General features: G+C 54.7%; 15 protein-coding genes. 9 read left to right on the top strand and 6 right to left on the bottom strand.

The window, feature by feature from the left end:
* The first annotated feature begins 453 nt into the window (after window positions 1-453).
* The 3 genes from SH248x_RS12360 to SH248x_RS12350 all read left to right on the top strand — a co-directional run bounded on the left by SH248x_RS12360 (window position 454) and on the right by SH248x_RS12350 (window position 6,211).
* On the top strand, window positions 454-1,356 hold the full coding sequence (locus SH248x_RS12360) for a thioredoxin domain-containing protein (RefSeq protein ID WP_459554586.1): 903 nt from the start codon (window positions 454-456) through the stop codon (window positions 1,354-1,356).
* A gap of 1,361 nt (window positions 1,357-2,717) precedes the next feature.
* Window positions 2,718-5,054: a transcription termination factor Rho gene (gene rho, locus SH248x_RS12355; RefSeq protein WP_459554585.1), complete on the top strand. Its 2,337-nt coding sequence runs from the start codon at window positions 2,718-2,720 to the stop codon at window positions 5,052-5,054.
* Between the two features lie 110 nt (window positions 5,055-5,164).
* Entirely contained in the window at window positions 5,165-6,211 is a 1,047-nt protein-coding gene (locus tag SH248x_RS12350; RefSeq protein ID WP_459554584.1) for a hypothetical protein, read from the top strand.
* A gap of 454 nt (window positions 6,212-6,665) precedes the next feature.
* Here SH248x_RS12350 and SH248x_RS12345 read toward each other — a convergent pair whose 3' ends face one another.
* Both SH248x_RS12345 and SH248x_RS12340 read right to left on the bottom strand, forming a co-directional pair.
* Entirely contained in the window at window positions 6,666-7,376 is a 711-nt protein-coding gene (locus SH248x_RS12345; RefSeq protein ID WP_459554583.1) for a 3-keto-disaccharide hydrolase, read from the bottom strand.
* A 59-nt stretch (window positions 7,377-7,435) separates the two neighbouring features.
* The gene (locus SH248x_RS12340; RefSeq protein ID WP_459554582.1) at window positions 7,436-7,624 is read right to left on the bottom strand and encodes a hypothetical protein; all 189 of its coding nucleotides are present in this window, start codon (window positions 7,622-7,624) and stop codon (window positions 7,436-7,438) included.
* 262 nt (window positions 7,625-7,886) lie between these two features.
* Here SH248x_RS12340 and SH248x_RS12335 point away from each other — a divergent pair, with 262 nt between their 5' ends.
* From SH248x_RS12335 to hemG, 3 genes are all read left to right on the top strand, one after another.
* A complete protein-coding gene (locus SH248x_RS12335; RefSeq protein ID WP_459554581.1) occupies window positions 7,887-8,261 on the top strand; it encodes a PleD family two-component system response regulator in 375 nt (124 codons plus the stop codon).
* 77 nt (window positions 8,262-8,338) lie between these two features.
* A complete protein-coding gene (gene hemE / locus SH248x_RS12330; RefSeq protein WP_459554580.1) occupies window positions 8,339-9,379 on the top strand; it encodes a uroporphyrinogen decarboxylase in 1,041 nt (346 codons plus the stop codon).
* Entirely contained in the window at window positions 9,379-10,839 is a 1,461-nt protein-coding gene (gene hemG, locus SH248x_RS12325) for a protoporphyrinogen/coproporphyrinogen oxidase (RefSeq protein WP_459554579.1), read from the top strand. The genes hemE and hemG overlap by 1 nt, the downstream gene beginning before the upstream one ends.
* Before the next feature lie 158 nt (window positions 10,840-10,997).
* Here the strand turns inward: hemG and SH248x_RS12320 are convergent, their stop codons facing one another.
* From SH248x_RS12320 to tilS, 3 genes are all read right to left on the bottom strand, one after another.
* On the bottom strand, window positions 10,998-11,777 hold the full coding sequence (locus SH248x_RS12320; protein WP_459554578.1) for an SDR family oxidoreductase: 780 nt from the start codon (window positions 11,775-11,777) through the stop codon (window positions 10,998-11,000).
* A gap of 198 nt (window positions 11,778-11,975) precedes the next feature.
* Window positions 11,976-13,685: an MFS transporter gene (locus SH248x_RS12315; RefSeq protein ID WP_459554577.1), complete on the bottom strand. Its 1,710-nt coding sequence runs from the start codon at window positions 13,683-13,685 to the stop codon at window positions 11,976-11,978.
* Between the two features lie 198 nt (window positions 13,686-13,883).
* Entirely contained in the window at window positions 13,884-14,891 is a 1,008-nt protein-coding gene (gene tilS, locus SH248x_RS12310; protein WP_459554576.1) for a tRNA lysidine(34) synthetase, read from the bottom strand.
* A gap of 881 nt (window positions 14,892-15,772) precedes the next feature.
* Here tilS and rny point away from each other — a divergent pair.
* The 3 genes from rny (at window position 15,773) to SH248x_RS12295 (ending at window position 19,999) form a co-directional block, all read left to right on the top strand.
* On the top strand, window positions 15,773-17,314 hold the full coding sequence (rny, locus tag SH248x_RS12305) for a ribonuclease Y (RefSeq protein ID WP_459554575.1): 1,542 nt from the start codon (window positions 15,773-15,775) through the stop codon (window positions 17,312-17,314).
* A gap of 163 nt (window positions 17,315-17,477) precedes the next feature.
* The gene (locus SH248x_RS12300) at window positions 17,478-18,752 is read left to right on the top strand and encodes a Gfo/Idh/MocA family protein (protein WP_459554574.1); all 1,275 of its coding nucleotides are present in this window, start codon (window positions 17,478-17,480) and stop codon (window positions 18,750-18,752) included.
* Between the two features lie 332 nt (window positions 18,753-19,084).
* Window positions 19,085-19,999, top strand: coding sequence for a Rossmann-fold NAD(P)-binding domain-containing protein (locus tag SH248x_RS12295; RefSeq protein WP_459554573.1), 915 nt, complete (start codon window positions 19,085-19,087; stop codon window positions 19,997-19,999).
* A gap of 384 nt (window positions 20,000-20,383) precedes the next feature.
* Here the strand turns inward: SH248x_RS12295 and SH248x_RS12290 are convergent, their stop codons facing one another.
* Complete coding sequence (locus SH248x_RS12290) at window positions 20,384-21,805, bottom strand: alpha/beta hydrolase-fold protein (protein ID WP_459554572.1); 1,422 nt, start codon at window positions 21,803-21,805, stop codon at window positions 20,384-20,386.
* Window positions 21,806-21,946: the final 141 nt, after the last annotated feature.

The following is a 21,946-nucleotide window of genomic DNA, read 5'->3' as shown; positions in this document are numbered from 1 at the left end:
TATTGGGGGGGCTACTGCGGCCTGGTGAGAGATGGTAAAGATTTCTCAATACACCCGGCGTAGGTGTCACGAAGCTTTCGAAGGATCTGACCTTTTTGCCCGTCAATCCGAGTTTGAATACCAGCGGAAAGTTCCGTCAGCGGAATTCTTCAGAAAGTCCTCAAGTGCTCAAGCGGAGGCCTCAAAAGGTTCGATTCAAAAAATCTAGGTATGCTCGATCCTCAGAAAAGTAGTGTGAATGGCTCGGCGTAACCTGTGATGATTGAATAGTTTAGATAAAGCTGTTCAGTACCCTATGCTGGCAATGCGAACAGTTCCGGCATTCTGGGGAAACCACAGGTTGGGGAGATTGTAAGATTGACAAGCTCTCCCAAGCCCACAACACTATCCGGCTCCCTGGCACTGACGGCCAGGTGACCGATGATACCTGAGCATATCGCAAAGGAGTGTTGAATGCCCTCAGTAGTTCTCCGTCTTCGTGTCGTGTTACTGGCCTGGACGGCCCTGTTCCTTGCCCCTGTTGCTTCGTTTGCAGCGGACGGTTTCTGGAAAACAGATTATCCGGCCGCTCTCAAACAAGCCCAAGCCGAAGACAAGCTTCTGCTGCTTCACTTTTACGCGGACTGGTGTGGTCCCTGCAAAAAAATGGAACGTGAGACATTGAGTTCGTATGAACTCAATCAGCAGTACGGCAAAAAAATTATCGCTGTGAAAATCAACGGCGAGCACCATCCACAACTCATGCAGAAGTACGGCGTCCAAAGTTACCCGACCGACGTCTTCGCCAATCCAGAAGAACGTATCGAAGCCGAAGATTCCGGTTATCAGTCTCTCAGCGATTACCTGAAACTGATCGGCGGCGTGGAGAAGAAATATTCTCGCGTCCAGTGGGTTAAGAAGATGCGAGATAAAGCCGAGAGTGAGCAAATCGCTCAGCAAGGCTCAGAAGCAACCAAGACGACCAAGCTGCTGGAACTCGAAGTGACTCCGCTGGCTCTGGATGGCTACAGTGCCGTCAGCCTGCACGAAAAGAAATCCTGGGTGAAGGGTGATGAGAAATACTCACTCGAACACCAGGGGTTCCGCTACCAGTTCTCTTCGAAAGAAGAACTGACGGCCTTCGAAGATCACCCTGAGAAATTCATTCCGCGTCTGCTGGGTTGCGATCCCGTCGAGATGTGGGAGAAGGACAAGGCGATCTATGGCACGACTCGCTACGGGGCCTACTACAACGGCGACCTGTACCTGTTTGCCAGCGACTACAACCGCCAGATCTTCAAAGAGACTCCCACCAAGTACACACAGACTCGACACGTTTCCAAGATCGACGAAATCGAAGTCTCGATGATCAAGTAGTTGAATCGAAGAATAACAGCCGCTGATGTGTTGACATCAGCGGCTGATTTCCATCTTGACACCAGGCTGGCTATTGGTGATTATTCAGCTGTAAGGTCTGACGCTGTTCGGACCAGGAATTTTCCGCTGCTTTGCTCCGCTATGTCGCAAGACATCTTCCCAACGGGGCTTGTGCTCTGTGTGCTCTGCAAAAAGACGCGTTGTCTGATTGTCGTTGAGCCGTCGAGCGATGTGCAGTTCTTTGCGGTCTGTTCTTATTAGAACGGATCGAATTTGAAATATCTTTCCGCGAATTCTTCTCCCTAAAGCTCCTGATCTTGATTGACAGGGCATTTGCGACGACTAGTATTAAATCAAGCTTGGTGTACGGAAATCGAAGTAGACCGTCTCTGTGGCTGATTTCTTCCTGACAGTCGATTTGCAAACGACGTGGTTAAGGTTCGCTGTGAAATCAGTTCTTCAGCTCAAGTTGATAAAACGCTGATAATTGCTAAATCTTTGCAACTATTCTGCTGATACTTGAGACAACGGTTCATTACCTCCAGGGTTTATACCTACTAAGGTTTTTCAGGTGCCAGGGCTGCTAGCAAGATCAAGTGCCTACGATGGCCTGATCAGACTCTGGGCATCCTTCGATCACCGTCAATTTCAGTCGTCAGCCTTCGTTCAAGAAGTCTGTCAGACGAATCACGCGAAGTCAGCGGTTTGACTTTCTGCGAGACTTTCACGACGCATTCCACCGTCGAAAAGCTCCTTCTCAAACTGCAGGCAAGTCTTCGTCGTGAATTTCCAGGTTGTTTAGTCACCCTCGTCGTTTGACTGTTTGATTCCAGATTGCGTGATTTTTGGTCGTGTGTTTTCCGAACGTGTGACTCACGAACTGCGAATCGTGTCAGTCGATTCTGATGGGGTGTGATATCGGTCGACATGGTCGACTTCGTGTTTTCAGGACGTTCTTGAAGAATTCAAATTCCTGTTTTGTCTTGGCACGCAATTTGATCATAAGTCTGGCATGAAACGCATGCCGTTCAGATCGTGCAAAGCGTAAAACACTGAGTTTCTAACGGACTGGTGATGACGTCCTCTCGCTCAACTGAGACTTCTCAAGCAGCAGATGGCCTGACCTCGCCTCTTACTTATTTCTTTATTTCCCAAGGATGTGCAATCTCGGATCATCGATGGTGACAACACCTGGGTTCAGCGTATCGCAGTCGATATGAGTTCCCAGTGGGTGTTTTCTCGAACCGCTGATCACGAAACGATCTCCATGCTTAATCACGCGGCCGCTTCTGAGTACTTTTGCTCCCCGGCTCCCCCGCGTCAGCCCTCATTGCTGGTTACCTGTTTTTAAGGGACAATGAATGTCATTCGATAGCTCTGAAACCTCTGTTCCCAATCGTCGACGTACCCGTAAGCGGACGACGGCTGAAGATGCTGTGGAACAACCGCTCGAACAAGAAGCCGCTCCTGCTCCTGCTCCTGCCAAGCCGATCACGAAAGCCGCCGCCGCCAAGGCCGCCGCTGCTGCAGAACGTGCCGCCGCTGCTGAGCAGGAAGAAGCTCCCAAGCCCCGCACGACACGCCGTGCTCGCGTCGCCAAGCCTGTTCGTGACGACGATGACTTCGGTGCCTCGCTGGACTTTGAAGCTCCTGTCGTTAAAGAAGAACGCCCAGCCGAAGTCGAGGAAAAACGCCCTGCCGCAGCCAAGGTCAGACGCCGCGCCCCACGTCAGGACGAAGAGCTGAACCTGTCGTTCGATGATTTCGACGATGCGGATGAGCAACCAAAACAAGCTGCTCCCAAAGCCGAATCTCGTCGTCCTGCTCCTCCTGTCGAGCAGCCGTCTTCGTTCCGCAAAGAACGTGACCGCGATGAAGTCGAAGAACGCTCTGAACATGTCGAAGACGTTTCTTTTGACGAACCAGCCAAGCCTTCCAGCGATGATCAACAAGGGTATCGTCCACGGGGCGGTAACTTTCAGCGTCGTGATCGCCAGCAGGGGGATCGTCCACAAGGCGATCGTTATGGCGACCGTCAACGCAGTGATCGTCCACAGGGTGATCGACCTCAAGGCGACCGTCAGCCTTACGGCGACCGTTCCCAGGGAGATCGTTCGTACGGAGATCGCCAGCAAGGCGACCGCCCTTACGGCGACCGACACCAGAGTGACCGTCCACAAGGTGACCGTCAGCCTTACGGCGACCGTCCTTCGTATGGAGATCGCCAGCCCTATGGCGACCGCCAGCAAGGGGATCGTCCACAGGGTGACCGACCTCAAGGCGACCGTGGCGGACAAGGATTCAACGGCGGACGTCGCTATCGTGACCGTTATCAAGGTGGACCAGGTCAGGGTCAGACTCGCGACCGTGGTCCAGACCGTGGCGGTGATCGCGGAGGCGACCGCTTCCAGAATGATCGCGGCGGCAATGGCGGATTCCGTCAACGCGGTGATCGTCCACAGCGACCAGGATTTCAAGGTGGTGTTGGCCAACAGGGAGGCAACTTCCAAAAGGGTGGCCGTAAGCAGCCAGCCAAGGCCAATTACACCGCTCGTACCACCAGCGGAACGGCTCCAGTTGTCGAGATTAACGGCACTTTCACCGGTGTCCTCGAACTGCACCCCAAGGGCTATGGCTTCCTGAGAGATCCCTCTGTCGATTACGGTTCTCAGGAGCATGATCCATTCGTCTCCAGCTCACTGGTTGAAAAGCACAAGCTGCGTGAAGGGATCATGATCACCGGCCACGTTGGTCCAGGTTCTCGTAACCAGGGTCCACGTCTGCACGAAATCTTTACGATCGATAACCGTGAAGTCGAAGAGTATGAACAACTCAAACACTTCGACGAACTGACCGCGATCAACCCGTTCGAGCAGATCAAACTCGAAACCGGCCCGACTCCGATCACGATGCGGGTCATGGACCTGCTGACTCCGATCGGAAAAGGCCAGCGGGCCCTGATCGTTGCTCCGCCTCGGACCGGTAAAACGATGCTCCTTCAGGACATCGCCAACTCGGTCAGCACCAACCATCCGGAAGTTCACCTGATCGTTCTGTTGATCGATGAGCGTCCAGAAGAAGTGACGGAAATGCGTCGCCTTGTTCGCGGAGAAGTCATCGCTTCTTCGATGGACCGCGATGTTGAAAGTCACGTCCGGACGTCTCAACTGATCATCGAACGCGGCAAGCGGATTGCAGAAGCGGGCGGAGACGCCTTCATTCTGCTCGATTCCATCACTCGTACCGCCCGGGCGTTCAACAAGTGGGTTGGCAACACGGGTCGCACGATGACCGGCGGTCTGGATGTCAAAGCCATGGACATCCCGAAGAAAATGTTCGGTCAGGCTCGTCGATTTGACGAAGGTGGATCGTTGACGGTCGTCGGAACGGCTCTCATCAACACCGGTAGTCAGATGGATGAAGTCATCTTCCAGGAATTCAAAGGCACAGGGAACATGGAAATGGTCCTCAGCCGCGAACTGGCCGATCGACGTATCTGGCCAGCCATCGACGTGTCCAAATCGGGAACTCGTCGCGAAGAGAAAATCCTCGACCGCGAGACCCTCGAAGGCATCACGATGCTGCGTCGCTCACTGGTTTCTTTGAACCCAGTCGAAGCCATGGAGCAACTAACGGCCACCTTGAACCGGTTCCCAACCAACAAAGAGTTCCTGCAGAAGATCAAAGCGATCCTGTAAAGAACTTTGCCACTGATGGCACAGAAATCACAGAGGGAATAAGCAGAGAACTTATCTGCCCAAGCCTCTGGTTTTCCTCGGTGTCCTCTGTGAACTCTGTGGCTACCCATATGACTAGTCCAAAACATAAAGCCCGGAACTGCCTCACGGTTGTTCTGGGCTTTTGTTTTTTGATCATGCTGGCCAGCGTAGAACTCGAAGGGCAGGGGACACAGTCAGCCCCTCGACCAAATTTTGAAAAGCGTCTTTCTGCCTGGGTGAATCTCCGGCTGGATGAAATGGAACTGGGGCAAGTGATTGCCCAGGTGTCAGAAAGGTACGACGTCGCGATCTGCCTGGATCGACGCGTCGACCCGCATCGCCTCGTCACGCTGGTTGTCAAAGACCAGTCCCTTTCCAGCGCGATTCACCTGATCGCAGAGCAGTCCGAACTTCACGTCGCGATGATCGGCGAAACGATCTTTTACTCTGCTGACGAACGAGCCGTCCTGCTACCGGCTCGCATCAAGCAGTTGAAAGCCGAACTCAAAGGCCCCCCTTTGAAGTTAGCGTCCAGGCGAGCGATCGAGCTGTTCCAGCCGACCGATGTTTCCTGGGCAGATTTTCAGACGACCGAGGAAGTCGTTGCGAATCTCGAAGCAGCGGGACATCTCAGACTGTCAAACAAAGAGTCGCTGACCTACGACGTCCTCGCCGCTCGGCAGTTGCAGCAGATGAGCGAGCTGGAATCTGCGGTCGTCTTCACGTTTCAATTCGGTAAGACGATTGCGATTTCGCCCAAGATGAGTCGAGAGTCACCGGTCTTTGAAATCAAAGAGTTACCAGGCATTGAAGACTGGAAGCAGGAACTGGCTGGTTTCATCGAGTCTGGCAAGACAAACACCACACGCCGCGTTGTGCCCCTGACGAAACGGGAATTCACGCTCAAAGTCCCGAATGCCCGGGCGCGTAATGTCCTGAAAGCCATCGCTGACTCGGGACTCGACCTGACCTACGATGAAGAGCTGTTGAAGAAGTCGGGCATCGACTTGTCCCAGCCAATCTCTCTGGACGTTAACAAAGCGAACATCGACGAACTTCTGGACAAGATCTGCACCCCCATCGGCGCCACCTATACGATCACGGACGAGGCCATCGTGATCAAACCGCCGCGGTAAAGGATCCGCAAGGGCGAAAATCCGTGTGAACCGTCTGCTATTCGTTCCGTCGTATGCCGGCAACGGCGAGCGTTGCGAGACTTCAGTCGTGAGTTGGATAGCAAAGGCCTCGCCTTCTCTCCGTCCTGTAGGGACGATTTCTACCAGCCCAGGATGAAATCCTGGGGACACGGCAAGATGAGATGTTTCCGTCCTGTAGGGACGGGTCAGCGCGAGATGCAACCTGAGCCGTCCCTACAGGACGGTTGAGATCTTCTTTCCCGCCCTTAACCTGATGACGGCCCTTCAGGCCTGAGACGAAAAGAAGGAAGATCACGATCAACATCGAGTCGTCATCAAAGTGTGCAACGCGGGACAGCGGCTCGGACGGAGCCTCGCCCTCCCGAAGCAGTGTCCATAAAAAAAGCCATCGTCACATTTCATGACGATGGCTTTACTTGATGCTCTCAAAGAACTACTTGAGTTCTCGGACTTTGATGTTGCGGAAAGAAACCACATCGCCGTGGTCTTGCAGGCAGATCGAGCCTGACTTGTGAGCGGCGAAATCTTTCCAGGCTTTGAACTTGGTTGATTCCAGACGCTTCTTCCAGTCGTCGCTGCCGATTTGGAAGTCGTACAGTTTGACGCCGTTGAGTTTGACCCAGCTGCCGTTCACTGAATCGATGTGAATGACATAGCTGTTCCACTCGTCGGCTTTGAAAGGATCGACCCCTTCCGCTGGTTTGTACATCTGGTAAAGGTAACCAGACTTCTGAGCTTCGCGCTGATTGCGAGCGTCGTCCAGGATCTGGATCTCTGGACCCGAGTGGTAAGAAGGACCGTCAGTGTCGACGACGTGGAACATCAACCCGCTGTTGCCGCCTTCAGAGATTTTGAAGTCGAGGGCGAGCTCGAAGTTTTCGTACTGCTTGTCGGTCACGAGGTCGCCGCCACCTGGCTTAGCGAGTGACAGAACGCCTTCTTCGGCTTTCCAGTTCTTGCCGTTTTCTGGTTGTTTGCCTTTGTAGATTTTCCAGCCATCGAGCGTCTTGCCGTCGAAGAGGAGTTCCCAGCCGGCTGACTTTTCTTCAGCAGTCAATGTGTTGTCAGCTGCGAACAAAGAGGTGCTGGAGAGGGCAGCCATGGTGAGAACCGTAAAAGCGATTCGAGGCAGGGTGAGACGCATAGGGAGTTCCTTTTCAGACGCGGCGGGATGCAAGTAGATGTCGTCAAGCGACGATCCGATTATGAGCCGTAGGGCCAAAACGGATCAACTATCAGGAATGTCAAAACTTTGAGTTTCCCGACAAAAAGTCTCAAGCCGCGCGGTAAATTTTCACACTCGACCCAAGAAGGGATCAGCGGGATTTCGTTGAACAAAAAAGCTGTTGCACTTTGCAGCATGTGCAGCGAAATAAGCGTCGCAGACGACATGGGGTCATTACCGTGCCAGGCCGTAAGTCATTGGTAGGTATGAAATTAAAAAATGCACGCCATGTGGTACACGGTGTGCATTCTCTTTTTGGAAGTGTGATAAGTACTGGCCCGCACTTATCGCATGATCCTTAGAGCGTTTCGAACATCGCCCGTTCGGAACGCTCTTTTTTTGCGCGCAGCGAACGTCGAGTAAGGTTTGCTCTCGTTCCATGACCTCCTATCATGACAGCAGTGTTCGTCGAAAAAGGGGCTGAATTTTATGAAACGTCGCATTCTGAGTGTGGGGCAATGTCGTCCTGATCATGGTTCACTGGTACGCTTGTTTAATACTCTTTTCCCGGGAATCGAGATCGAGGAAGCGGATGTCGCGAAATCCGCGCTCGAAAAAGCTCAGAACACGAAATACGACCTGATCCTTATCAATCGTAAACTCGATGCGGACTACAGCGATGGACTGGAAATCATCCGCCATCTGAAAGCTGACGAGAAGACTTCTCAAACGCCCGTTATGCTGGTGACCAACTACCCTGAGTATCATCAGGAAGCGGTGGCGCTAGGTGCAGTTCCAGGGTTTGGAAAAGCCCAGCTGAATGATCCGCAAACCCATGAACTGCTTCAGGCGATCCTCGCGTAAAGCTTCTGCGGTCGGTACCGTTTGATCGCCTTGCTGTCTACAATCGAGAAAAACTTTCGATGAGGCAGAAACGCGGCATGATGACGGACGCATTGAAGAATTCCCGCATGATGAAAGCCATTCGGCGTGAACCGGTGGACACGACCCCCGTCTGGATCATGCGACAGGCGGGGCGTTATCTGCCCGAATACCGCGAAGTTCGTAACAAAGTGACGTTCATCGAGCTTTGCAAACGCCCCGACCTCGCGGCTCAGGTCACGCTCGACGCCCAGCGACTCCTCGGCGTTGATGCGGCGATCTTGTTTGCTGACCTGCTCCCGATTCTGGAACCGATGGGCATGGACCTCGAGTATCAGAAGGGGGAAGGTCCCGTCATTCACAATCCGCTCTACGACGCGACACAGATCGGCCGATTCAAAGAACTCGAGAATCCCGATGAACTTGGCTATGTCTACGAAGCCGTCAAGCTGATCCGTCGCGACCTTCCTGCCGATATTCCGCTGCTCGGTTTCTGCGGTGCGCCCTTTACGATGGCGTCTTATGCCATCGAAGGAGGAGGCTCGAAAAGCTATGTTCGCACCAAAACCATGATGTACTCCCAGCCGCAGGCTTGGAAGCATCTGATGGAAACGCTGGTCCGCAGCTTGGGACGCTATCTGAATCGTCAGATCGAAGCGGGTTGTCAGGCCGTCCAGATCTTCGACAGCTGGGCCGGGTGTCTGTCCGCCGATGACTACCAGCAATACGTCATGCCGTACACGAAACAGCTGATCGACTCGGTCCAGGGGGCACCGGTCATCAACTTCCTGACTGGCAATCCGGCGCTGCTGAAACATCAGCGAGCCGCCGGCGGGGCGGTCATGGGGCTCGATTGGCGCATGCCGCTGGCTCAAGCCTGGGAGACTGTCGGGCATGATTTCGCCGTGCAGGGGAACATGGATCCGGTGGTACTGTTTGCTGACCTCGATACGCTCCGAATGAAAGCGAAAGCCGTCCTTGATGGCGCAGCCGGTCGTCCCGGTCACATCTTTAATCTGGGACACGGCGTCATGCCGGAGATGAATCCCGATCATGTGAAGGCCCTCGTCAAAATGGTCCATGAGATGGGATCGCGCTAATGAGCGTTGACGGGCCAGCATCAAACGGTCCGCTGCGCGTTGCGGTGATCGGCGGCGGACTCTCGGGGCTGACCGCTGCCTGGGAACTCGATCGACTCGCGACACAAACGGGACGAGCGATTTCGATCACACTGTTCGAAGCCTCCTCCCGCTACGGCGGCGTCTTCGGCAGTCAGCGCATTGACGACTACCTTGTCGAAACGGGGGCCGATTCCTTCATCACCAACAAGCCCTGGGGCATGCAGCTCGTCAAGGACTTGGGACTCGAAGACCAGCTCATCTCGACGAACGCCCGGTATCGCAGATCGTTGATTCTGCATCGCGGGAAACCTGTTGAAACACCAGCTGGATTTAATCTTCTTGCACCAACCCAGATCTGGCCGATGCTGATGACGCCGTTGCTCTCCTGGAAGGGAAAGCTGCGAGCCCTGCAGGAAGCTTTCATTCCGAAGAAGCCCGAGATGACCGACGAGTCTCTCGCCTCGTTCGTCCGGCGACGCTTCGGCAATGAACTCCTCGAACGGATCGCTCAACCGATGGTTGGCGGGATTTACACGTCTGATCCTGAGAAGCTCAGCCTGCTCGCGACGTTGCCACGGTTCCTGGAAATGGAACAGAACCATGGCAGCGTCATCCGTGCGTTACGACTGCAGAACAAGAACAACTCAGCCGGCGAAGAGAAAGCCAGCGGAGCCCGTTACAGCCTCTTCATGTCACTCAAAGACGGCATGTCGACCCTGCAAGACGCCCTCGCCAAACCCATCCAGCAACGCCACGAGCTCCAACTCAACACAAAAGTAGTCTCTCTAAAGGCGAGCGGGGGGTGTCAACCCCCTGTGTCTTGGAATATCGAATTCAGCGATGGCGAAATACGGTGTTTTGACGCCGTGATCCTCGCCGTCCCGACCTACGTTTCTGCGGGCTTGTTAAGTTCCACCGACGTCGAGTTGTCTGGACAGCTCAACCAGATCGAATACGCCTCCACCGCGATCGTCGTCAGCGGACACCGCCTTGCTGATTCCACCCATCCACTCAACGCCTTCGGTCTGGTCATCCCCGCCATCGAGAAACGGGACATCCTTGCCACGTCATTCCTGTCGCGCAAGTTCGAAGGCCGTGCGCCCGACGGGAAAGTCATCTGCCGTACGTTCGTCGGCGGTGCCATGCAGGCAGAACTTCTTCAGCGAACCGAAGATCAAATCATCGAGACCGTCCAGCGAGAACTCGGCTCAATCTTCGGACTCAAAGGCGAGCCCGATTTTGCGATCGTGTGTCGCTGGAACCGCAGTATGCCGCAGTATCACATCGGACACCTGCAGAGAGTCGCGGCGATCGAACAGCGACTCCAGACGCTCCCCAACCTGGCGATGACCACCAACGCCTTCCACGGCGTCGGCCTGCCCGAGGTGATCAAAGAAGCCTGCGAAGCAGCAGGGCGCTTACTCGCAAATCAAGGGTAGCTGAGGTTGTCTTAACGTCGGCCGGTTCGTTCAGAACCGGAGAGAAACACGGAAAGCGCGTTGATGGATGGTTGGATGTAGCGCTCTCTTGCGCGATCGTCGTGTTTCTTGCGGCTTCGCCGTCCGGGTTGGGACAACCCGGACTACCCCCTTGAGAATTATGTCTTTTTGCGTTTCGTCAGCTTTTCGACGAGGCGTTGGAAGCCCGAGAGGTATTTGGGGTAGTCGCGTGTCTTGAAGGCGAAGAACTCGTCGATTTCGGGGTGAGTCGTCAGTAAGAATTTCTCGTCACGGATGCCGTTGAGAATCAGGTCCGCGACCTGCTCGGGGGTGACGGCGGACATGTGCAGGAACTGGTGAATCGGGTCTTCGTGGTCGAGGAAGCCGGTATCGACGCCAGCCGGGCAGAGGCAGGAAACGCCGATCCCTTTTCTGGCGTAATGAATCGACAGCCACTCTGCGAGCGCGACGGTTGCATGTTTCGTGACGGAGTACGCGGCTGAGCCGATCTCGGTGAGGATACCCGCAGCGGAAGAAGTCAGCATGAAGTAACCGGACTTGCGTTCGAGCATGCCGGGAACGAGCAGGCGGGCCGCATAAACGGTCGACATGACGTGCAACTGCCACAACCTCTGCCACTCGGGATCAGGAAGTTCGCAGCCTCCTTTGTAGGTCAGTCCAGCGTTCGCGCAGTACAGGTCGACCGGGCCGAGTTCGCCCTCAGCGAGGTCAATCAGGCGTTTGACGTTTGTTTCGAGCGTGAGATCACAGACGCAGGGGATCCCGCCAATTTCTTCAGCCGTCTGATTGGCAGCCAGCGGGTCGATGTCCGCGACAATGATCCCCTTGGGCTGTTCTTTGGCGAACCGCTGACACATAGCCCGCCCGATACCTGACCCGCCTCCGGTGACGACGATGACTCGATCTTTCAGTTCCATCCTGAAATCAATCTCTCTGGTCGTGGAAACAAATGGATTCGCCGATGCGCAAACAAGCTTGGGACGTTAGCACAACTTGTCAAAAAGATGCTACCCGTTTTTCTGCTGAACGAAGCCGTTTCTGCAAAGAAAAACCGCATGTCGCGAATGAAGCAACATGCGGTTCGTGGTTTTTTAGAAAGATGATCACTGTCTTGATCAGTGAGACGCGACAGGTTCACGAGCGTGGTCGGCTTCGTGAATGTCCTTGGCCTTGTAACCACCCTTGCTGGCGAAGTACATGATGAGAATGATGTAGCCCGCGAGCATCGCCATCGGGAAGTAGATCATGTCAGCCAGCGCTTTCTGCTTGCTGTTGGCACGAACTTCGGCGACGAGCTTTTTGGCTTCGTCCTGCTTGTCAGGAGCGACTTCGGCAATCTTTGCATTGAGTTTCTCGTCCGAGATCGCCTTGTAGTTCATGATCTCATAAATGCTGCGATCTTGAGTCACTGTCAGGCCGCCGTCTTGTTGGACGATACCGGGGACCATTTCGGTGATTTCTTTGCTGCTGGCTACGGCTTTGTTTTCGTTCTGAACTTGCAGAACCCCGATGTACGTGCCACCCAGCGTTCCGACAGCGAGCATTCCAATGCCGCCTAGAGCGTTCAGGGTGAAGGCACCACCTTTCGGACACTGTTCAGCCACAACACCGAGCATCGTCGGCCAGAAGAATGTCTTGGCAACGCCATAAATCGTTGCAGCGACGAAGATCATCATGCCCTGCGTAATCGACAGCGTATAGAGCCCGATGATGGCCAGTACAGCACAGCTGGCAAGCAGTCCCAGCGGAGAGATTTTGTGCACGATCGGACCAGCGAAGAATCGCAGGACCATCATGATTGCCGAGGTGTAAACCAGCACCCAGCCTGGATTGAAGTTGCCCTTGGCGACTTCTTCCATGATGGAAGTGATCCAGCCATCGGTCCCGAGTTCGGTCGTTGCAAGTGGCATCATGATAAGAATCATGAAGAACATCAGAGGACTGCCGAGAGTCTGAGTATAAGCCGTGAAGGCCAGAACCATCGCAACGCCGAGACCGATGAAGATGTACTTCGTCATCGCATCTTGTGGTTGGAAGAAGTCGAGGAGTTGAAGGGTAATCAGGAAGCCCACAACACTCGCCCCCAGGAAACCGAACTCCTGAAGCATCCGTCGGTAGGAAACGCCCGAGGCAACACGTTCAGAGACAGGGAATTTGAGCGGGGTCAGCATGATTCCGAAGATGACGGTCGGGATCGCGATCAGCTGAATCTTGTAGATCCATGGAATCTGCATACCCGATTCGGCCAGTCCAATCAGCAGCAAACCGGCGAGTACCAGTCCGCCCGGCCAGCCTGCGTGCAGAATGTTGAGCCACTTGGTCTTGTTGTGGCTGAACATCGTCGCGACCAGCGGGTTGATGAAGGCTTCCACTGTACCGTTGGAAAGACCGAGGATCAGCGAGCCCCAGTAAAGCAGTTGGAAGGAAAGCTCTTTGTTTGTTCCGACTGTGTTGTAGGCAGCCGTCGCCATTCCGACCCAGGTCAGATAACCCAGGAACGCGATATACATCGCGACTTTGTAGCCGATGCGATCGATGAACAGACTGAAAAGAATGATACTGACAGCAAATGGCCAGATACCAATTCCCTGGAGGCGTCCCAGTTGTGCAGGGTCCAGTCCGTAAATGCCGGCCCATTCGTTGAGCAGGAACATCCGTGTGATGAAGCCGAACGCCGTCGTGATCAGGGCGATGAAGCAGCCCCAGAACAGCACATACGAATGGCCGGGAGCGCCAGTCGTCGGAGAGGCCTGGGCGGAATAGTCAGCAGCGACAGCGGGTCGCTCAATCGGCGTTGAGGGAACAGGAGGCTTCGGTTCAGTCATCGGGGCTCTCCGCAGGAATGGATGCGTGTTCGTCGTGGATGCTTGGGAGGTTTGTTTAACCGATGGCGCAGGCTAAAGGACTGTGACACTCTTTAGCCGGGCGATACGGGCCTTCATCCTAGCGAGGGCTTAACACGAATTCCACATCCATCAATGACGAATTATTGATAAAAATCAGCTTCGACTGATGATTTGTTGTCAATCGGACATCCGCCGTGTCAAAACCAATAAACTGGCTCGTCGCTCGACATGAATCGGACCAGGGAGGTCAAATGATGTTCGTTTGATTTCGACAACATTTGATAATCTTTGCCACTCATCAAACCCCATTTTTTGCCGCGGCCAGCCCAGTGTCGTCCAGAGCAGAACGAAGGCTTCTCGACGGATTAGAGCCGGGTGGCCCGCGAAGGCCGTTGCATCCAGACGCGCATGTTCTGGAGACGATTCCAATAGTGCTGACTGAAGAAGATTGAGAGCTGTCGACTTCAAATAGTCGTCAACCTCGCGCGCCTGTTGAGCCAGGCGGAGCAGGGCGGTTTCGGCTTGTTCGTTGTATTGAGACGTGAGCAAAGGAAGCAGGTCATGGCGAAGTCGATTGCGCGTCCAATCGAGACTTGCGTTGGACTCGTCCTCTCGAAACGGTTGTTCCAGCTGGGTAAGGTAGGACAAAAGTTCCTGTTTCGAGACAGACAAAAACGGGCGCAGCAGTACCACTCCGTCTGAAAGCATGCGCGAATCCGTCATCCCAGCCAGCCCGGCGATCCCCGTCCCGCGGATGATGTGATGCAGGACTGTCTCTGCCTGATCCGAGGCATGATGAGCCGTCAGAACGAGGGGGATCTGCAACTGGTTGGCTGTTGCGACGAGAAAGGCATACCGTTGATGCCGGGCAGACGCTTCACTTGGCTTCTCTTGCGTCCAGTCAGCTTCACCAACGTGGCAGGGAATGGACAGCGTTTTGCAGAGTTGTTCGACAAACGACTGGTCATCCAGCGATGCCTGCCCTCTGAGATGATGCTGAAAATGGGCGACTTCGAGGTGAATCTGCTTTTCTTGACGCAGCTCGACGGCCGTTCGAAGCAGGGCAATACTGTCGGCTCCCCCCGACACTGCCAGCAGCACGCAATCCTGATTTTCCAGCTTCTGACCCAGAATCTGGGCAAGCGGCGAAAGCTGCTCGTCGGGACTTCGCCGGGGCTGGGACATCGAGATTTCGAATCCTGTTGTATGTGTGCGCGTGGATATTGACCCAAAAATCGAGTCTGTTACGATGCGTGATGCAGGTCTATCGGCCACTTCGGGAACTCACACGTCATCGCATGTACCGCATGACGACGCAAGACCCGAGATGGCAGATGAATCTGCGTCGTGTCCACAGGACATGACGCGCGCGGCCAGCCTTCTCTTGCGAACACGTCTTGGCATCTGCTCTGAAGTCATTCTCAAACGAGGAACCGTCCACGTCACGCCTGTGGCCACTCTCGCTTGCCTGTTTCGGGTAAGCGGATCGTTTTGTTTTCTCTATCAATCTCGAGTCTGCCACGAACAGCGGCGATGCGGAATTCTTAGAAAACACGTTGATCGAGTGTACGAGTTGTCGGACGGGAATCCAATGTCAGACGGGTCGTGGTCGTTTGTTTGGCCTTTCGCAAGCTTCGTGATGAGCTGGCTGATGCGAGCGTTTTCGTACGTTCGTCGGTCTGCTCGGAACATGCTGCAATGCGCCCAGACGGCTCTCCTGAAGGTCTGGTCGCTGTCGAACCTGCACGGTTTGATCGAGGCCCCTTCACGCACGCCTCGGCTGGTTCATGATCATCGTGGCGGGCTGTTAATCGGCCTGCCACGACGCTGTCCGCCGCCGAACAGGTTGTTCCACTTCTGTCGAAGGTCTTTGCCTGCCATGTCAGAGAGCCTGCGATGTCGTTTCATCGGAAAGCCATTCGCTCGATCCCGCGTTGTCTGGGAATTCTGTCACTCTCATCCCTCAGGCCCTCTTTTCGCCTGAACGGTGATGACGTCTCCGCTGTCACGCACAGACTCCTTCCTGGTTCTTCGGAATCAGCAGATAAATCTGGAGGAGTACTGCCATGGATCCAACCATCTCACTCGTTCTCGGCCTTGCTCTGGGCCTTGCTGTCGGTTTCTTCGCCGAACGGATGCTCAAGTCGTCGACTTATAAATCAGCCAAACAAATCATCGACGAAGCCCACCGCGAAGGGGAAACGATCAAGAAGTCGGCTGAGGTCGATATTAAAGCGGATCTGATGAAGCGTCGGGAAGGGCTCGACAGAGAAATCGATAAACTTCGCGATGACCTGAAGGAACAGGAGCGACGTCTTGATAAGCGTGAAGTCCAGGTCGAAGAAATTCAGAACGACATGCGGAAGAAAGAACGCATGGTCGAGGGAATGCAGTCCCGTCTGACCGAGCGTCTGAAATCAGTCGAGATGCGCGAAGCAGAACTCTCCAAGATCGTCAAACAGGAACAGGACGAACTGTTCAAGATCTCCGGCCTCAACAAAGACCAGGCCACGACTCGCCTGTTGGATCGCCTCGGCCAGGAACTGCGCAACGAAACCGGCGCCGTGATCATGAAACACGAAGCGACGATTCGTGAAACGGTCGACTCCAAGGCTCGTGAAATCATCGGCATGGCAGTCCAGCGTTACGCCTCTGCACACACGTCGGAAACGACTGTCTCGACCGTCGATATTCCGAATGACGAAATGAAAGGCCGGATCATCGGCCGCGAAGGTCGCAACATCCGGGCGTTTGAGAAAGCGACCGGAGTCGATGTCATTGTTGACGATACGCCTGGCGTCGTCATTGTCTCGGCGTTCGATAACGTCCGACGCGAGATCGGCAAGATCACGTTGCGAAAACTGATTCAGGACGGTCGGATTCACCCGACTCGTATCGAAGAAATCGTCGCAGAAACTCAGAAGGAAATGGATGAGCACATCCTGCGTCTGGGGCGCGAAGGGGCTCAGGAAGCAGGTGTCCACGGCCTGCATGAGAAACTGCTGCAACTGATGGGACGACTCAACTTCCGCGTCTCGTACTCGCAAAACGTCCTGCGTCACTCGATTGAAGTGGCTCACCTGACCGGCATGATGGCTGAGCAACTCGGCCTCGATGCTGACCTTGCCCGTCGCTGCGGTTTCACGCACGACATCGGCAAGGCTGCGGACCACGAAATGGAAGGTGGTCACCCCGCCATCGGGGCCGACCTTCTCAAACGCTATGGCGAAGGGGGAGAAGTCGTTCACTCCGCCGCCGGTCACCATGACGATATTCGTCCCGAATACATCTACACGGTTCTTGTCGCTGCTGCGGATGCCATCTCAGCAGCTCGACCGGGCGCACGCCGCGAGACGCTCGAGAAATACGTCCGACGCCTGGAAGAACTCGAAGCCCTCGCCTGCGGGTTCCCCGGAGTCGAACAAACCTTTGCGATTCAGGCCGGCCGCGAAGTCCGCGTCATCGTCGACTCGAAGCAAGTCAACGACCGCGAAGCCGCCGCGATGGCTCGCGATATCGCCAAAGCGATTGAGGACCAGCTGACGTATCCCGGTGAAGTGAGGGTAACGGTGCTGAGGGAGACACGGGCGGTGGGGATCGCGAGGTAATTCGCAACAATTCCCAGTGGACATTGCAGTTCTTTTCGAAACGGGTGCAGGAGTCTGATTCCGCACCCGTTTTTCATGCGCTCTTGCTTGCAAAGGACGCATCAGCGACACATGATCGGTTCGCGAATGAACCAAAGTTACCGACTATGCGAGGATGCCAACGATGTTTGACACCATGACCCGACGCGAAGCGATGCAGTTCCTCTCCGTCTCGATGGCAGGCCTGTCATTAGGGGGCTATACCTCAACGGCCTTTGGGTATGCGAAAAATGAAACGCTGAACGTCGGCCTGATCGGCTGCGGGGGGCGATTGCGTGGCGCCTTGCTGGCGGGGCTGGAAGGGGTTCCGGGCGTCAACGTGACGGCGATCTGCGATGTCTACTCGAAAAACCTCGACGCGACTAACAAGCGACTTGCGGAGTTGAAGTCGCTGTCGAAATCGAAAGACATTTTTCAGACGGGTGACCATCGCGCCTTACTCGATCGACCGGACGTCGATGCCGTCATCATTGCGACCCCGGATCACTGGCACGTCCCGATCACCATTGATGCCATCGAAGCAGGCAAGCATGTGTATGTCGAGAAGCCGGTCTCGCATGATGTTGAGGAAGGCAAAAAACTGGTCGAGGTCAAACAGCGTCATCCCAAGATCGCGGTGCAGGTTGGCGCCCAACAACGCACGATGCCGCATATTCAAGTTCTCAAGCAGAAGCTCGACGCCGGTGAAATCAAACTCGGGCCGATTCACCGTATTCACATGCAATGGCACCGCAATCAGCGTCGACCGTTTGAATACGTCGTCCCGAAGATCAACCCGGCCGATGTCGACTGGAAGCGATTCCTCGGCAACGCTCCTGACCAGCCGTTCGATGCGTACAAGATGGCCAATTGGCGCTGGTTCTGGGACTTCGGCAACAGCATGCTCGGCGACCTGATGGTCCACTGGCTCGATGCGACAAATTTTTTGCTTGACCTGCCACAACCTGGGCAGATCGTTGCAGTTGGTGGTTCTTATCTGGCCGGTGATAAGCGAGAAGCCCCCGACGTCATACAAGCCGTGCTGGACTATCCGAATGAAAAGATCCAGGCTGACTTCTCTCACAACCTGACCAACAACGACCGCAAGGCCTGCACGATCATCGAAGGTCTCAACGCGACGTTGTACTTCGACCGTGGCCGATATGAAGTCACCCAGCAATTAAATAACGACCAGGAACCCGGCGAGATTATCGACAGCAACATCGTCGGCGAAGGCCCCAAGGGAAAAGACTTCTACAGCTCTTATAACGGCGAGACACTCCACTTGGCCGACTGGACCGCCGCGATCCGCGAAGGACGCGAACCACTCGACACCGTCGAAGCCGCCGTCCAGGCCGCAACAACCGCTCAATATGGAAATATCTCCTACCGCGAGAAACGCATCGTGCAGATCCCGTAGGGTCCGCTGTGCGGACCGTAATGCGTGATATCTCAAGGTCAGATGTTATCTTTAGCCAAGTTCCTAAGGGGTCTCCGGACCGTATGGTATTTAACGGTCCGCACAGCGGACCCTACGAAAACCGGCGACGTCGATGTCCTGCTTGACTGCGTGATCGGTTACCAGCGTGAAGTCTGGCGAGTCACTGACGATTAAGAGATGACTCCAAACCGCGAGAAAAGCGAAGGGTATTCGTTCATCTTCCACCAACCGATGCGGTTGGCACAAAACCTGCCCGTTGCTGTGTCGGAAATTACTAACCGTCACGCACTATCGTTGCAGGAGAACCCCTCATGGCCTCGAAATCCAACGATGCCCAAGGCGCACCCGTCTTTGCTGATCCACGCACGTTTTACCCCAAGCCGCCATTCAAGGACCAGAAGGCGTTCGAGCCACCGGGTGACACGGAAGACATGAATCCCCAGCCACAGTACGGTCTGGAGACCTACGTCGGCAACAATGCTCTTCAGGGACGAGTCGCTCTCATCACCGGCGGAGATAGTGGCATCGGTCGAGCGATTGCGATTGCGTACGCGAAGGAGGGAGCCAAAGTCGCGATTTCGTTTCTCGATGAAGAAAAAGATGCGCGAGATACTGCCGACATGATCAAAAAGTGTGGTTCAGAAGCACTCCTTCTTCCTGGCGACATTCAAGACCGCAAGCATTGTGACACCATCATCCAGAAGACCGTCTCCAAATTCGGCAGCTGTGACATCCTCGTCAACAACGCAGCCTACCAGATGACCGTCGATGACATCAAAGACATTGATGACGAGATGTTCGACCGCACGGTGAAAACCAATATTTACGCGATGTTTTATCTGTCTCGTGAAGCCATCAAGCACATGAAGCCGGGCGGCTCCATTATCAACACGGCGTCGATTCAAGGATATGACCCGTCACCCGAACTACTCGCGTATGCGATGACGAAATCCGCCATGATCGGCTTCACGAAAGGCTTAGCGAAGATGGCGATGGTCAACCACGGCATCCGCGTCAACGCCGTCGCGCCTGGTCCTGTCTGGACGCCGCTGATACCAACCACGATGCCAGAAGAAAAGTTCCAGAACTTCGGCAGCGACACCATTTTCCAACGCCCCGCCCAACCTGCGGAACTGGCCCCGCTTTACGTCTGGCTGGCATCGTCGCTAGCCAGCTATGTGACGGGCGAGGTCTATGGCTGCACGGGTGGGAAGACACCGTTTTAATTCGACGTAAACCGGGATCGCAAGGCTCCGTCCAGGCGTCTGTCCCCGCGTTGCACACTTTTATTTGCGACTCGATATTGATTTTCATATCTTCGTCTCAGGCCTGAAGGGCCGTCATCAGTCAGCCCAGGATGAAATCCTGGGTTGACGGTACCAGAGATTCTCTCCCGTCCTGTAGGGACGGCTCACCACGAATTCCACGATGAACCCACCCCTTCAGGGTGGTGATCTTTCTCAGGTCTTCTTAACCCAGGGTTTTACCCTGGGCTGTTAGAAATCGTCCCTTCAGGACGGAGAGAAAGACCAGGCCATCGATGTTTGTCGCACGATGAGAGTATCGCAACACACAGTTGCGGCTCACACGGAGGTTCGCTCTCGCAAAACCTACAGTCGTGGCTTGACCTGTTTGACTGGAGCATCTCCTGCGCGATGCCCTTGTCGTTTCACTGGGCGTGCGAAGACTTTGCCGCCTGACGTCACAAAGAGCGTCTGGTTGTTTTCACCACCGAAGGCAAGTTTCTCTGCGGGCTGATTGGTGGGTAGTGGCAGAATGCAGCGAACACGCCCTGGAGCATCGCAGACCTGCACGCCTAGACGAGTTGCGACATAGACGTAGCCCTGATGATCAACAGCCATCCCTTGGGCACCACTGCCATCGGTATCATCTGGCGTGTGGAGATAGAAGTACGGCTCGGTGTACAGCAATTGGCCATCCTTGCCGACGATCGAGCTGTTGATATAGTTCTTGGTCGGTTCGGCCCGATACGCAACAGAATAGTCGGGTGAGTACGTCAGGTCTTTGGTCGTCAGTTTCATGCCATTCGCCGAGACGGATTCTGGTTGTGAGAAGATTGCCTTGAGGTCAGACGATTCAGTCACTTCGGCCCAGCCCTTATCAGCGAAAAAGAGTTCCTGATAGTCGGGCGAAGCTTTGCCAGCTTTCGGGGCTTCGGGCCAGCTTTTCCACAGATAACGCATGGCATCGGGGAAGACTTCCGTGGCATGTTTGGCGTTATGCGCACCATCCTGGCTGAAAGCATGGTCGACTTCATAGCCCATGAACTGCAAGGCTCGCAGCATTGTGTTATTCGCCATCCACCAGTCGCCCGCGTAGATGTTGAGATCCTGGGCACCATCTTCCAGAAAGACACGAATCGGCTTTGGTTCGTACTTACGAATTAATGTTGCATAGGCATCAGCTCCCCGAAGTCCGACGTACGTTCCCACCCCCGTAAAGACGCGAGAGAACTGCTCTGGCTTCTCCCAGGCAACGGTAAAGGCACAAACCCCGCCACTCGAATTGCCCGACATACAGCGATCGGTCCCGCGATCAGACAGCTTGATCGGAAGCCCTTTGGATGTTTTCTTCGTCTCGACATCCGGAAGAAGTTCTTCGAGCAGGAAATTGGAATAACGAGGCCCAACCGCATCGTACTCATAGCTGCGATTATAGCGACCCAGACCCCCTTCGAAGCTGGCCCGATTTTCCCCTGGCTTGATGAACACTCCAATCGTCACCGGCATCTCACCTTTGTGAATCAATTCATCAAAGACGTTGGGGGCGTTGTACATGATGCCGTCCTGGCAGATGTAAACGCAGGCGTCTTTCGTGCCGTCGTATTGAGCGGGAATATAAACATTGTAGTCGCGGACCGTCCCGGGATAGATCTGGCTGTCTTTAAACTCGAATTTGAGGATCTCACCTTTCGGCCAGGCAGGCTTTTCGGCTGATTTTTCCTGGGCCATCAGGGCAGGGCAGGCGAGGAGAAACATCCCCAGGACAACGGCGAGGCGCAGCGACGTCATGTGTGATCTTCCAAAAATTGAGTAGGATCAGCGAAATTCGATTGATCCTGCGAGAGTACACCGACGTATTGGGTTTCGTCAAACGACGGATCATCGTTGCTTCATGCGTAGCGCATGAACTATGCTCCTCAGTGCAACCTG

Source organism: Lacunimicrobium album (genome assembly GCF_052161635.1).
Taxonomy (GTDB): Bacteria; Planctomycetota; Planctomycetia; order Planctomycetales; family Planctomycetaceae; genus SXPC01.
The sequence above is the reverse complement of the archived record's forward strand: the minus strand, read 5'-3'. Positions and strand labels throughout refer to the sequence as shown.

Excerpts from the sequence above, each read along its gene's own strand:
- SH248x_RS12360 (WP_459554586.1), top strand. The coding sequence starts at position 454 with ATGCCCTCAGTAGTTCTCCGTCTTCGTGTCGTGTTACTGGCCTGGACG.
- rho (WP_459554585.1), top strand. The coding sequence starts at position 2,718 with ATGTCATTCGATAGCTCTGAAACCTCTGTTCCCAATCGTCGACGTACC.
- SH248x_RS12350 (WP_459554584.1), top strand. The coding sequence starts at position 5,165 with ATGACTAGTCCAAAACATAAAGCCCGGAACTGCCTCACGGTTGTTCTG.
- SH248x_RS12345 (WP_459554583.1), bottom strand. The coding sequence starts at position 7,376 with ATGCGTCTCACCCTGCCTCGAATCGCTTTTACGGTTCTCACCATGGCT.
- SH248x_RS12340 (WP_459554582.1), bottom strand. The coding sequence starts at position 7,624 with ATGTCGTCTGCGACGCTTATTTCGCTGCACATGCTGCAAAGTGCAACA.
- SH248x_RS12335 (WP_459554581.1), top strand. The coding sequence starts at position 7,887 with ATGAAACGTCGCATTCTGAGTGTGGGGCAATGTCGTCCTGATCATGGT.
- hemE (WP_459554580.1), top strand. The coding sequence starts at position 8,339 with ATGATGACGGACGCATTGAAGAATTCCCGCATGATGAAAGCCATTCGG.
- hemG (WP_459554579.1), top strand. The coding sequence starts at position 9,379 with ATGAGCGTTGACGGGCCAGCATCAAACGGTCCGCTGCGCGTTGCGGTG.
- SH248x_RS12320 (WP_459554578.1), bottom strand. The coding sequence starts at position 11,777 with ATGGAACTGAAAGATCGAGTCATCGTCGTCACCGGAGGCGGGTCAGGT.
- SH248x_RS12315 (WP_459554577.1), bottom strand. The coding sequence starts at position 13,685 with ATGACTGAACCGAAGCCTCCTGTTCCCTCAACGCCGATTGAGCGACCC.
- tilS (WP_459554576.1), bottom strand. The coding sequence starts at position 14,891 with ATGTCCCAGCCCCGGCGAAGTCCCGACGAGCAGCTTTCGCCGCTTGCC.
- rny (WP_459554575.1), top strand. The coding sequence starts at position 15,773 with ATGGATCCAACCATCTCACTCGTTCTCGGCCTTGCTCTGGGCCTTGCT.
- SH248x_RS12300 (WP_459554574.1), top strand. The coding sequence starts at position 17,478 with ATGTTTGACACCATGACCCGACGCGAAGCGATGCAGTTCCTCTCCGTC.
- SH248x_RS12295 (WP_459554573.1), top strand. The coding sequence starts at position 19,085 with ATGGCCTCGAAATCCAACGATGCCCAAGGCGCACCCGTCTTTGCTGAT.
- SH248x_RS12290 (WP_459554572.1), bottom strand. The coding sequence starts at position 21,805 with ATGACGTCGCTGCGCCTCGCCGTTGTCCTGGGGATGTTTCTCCTCGCC.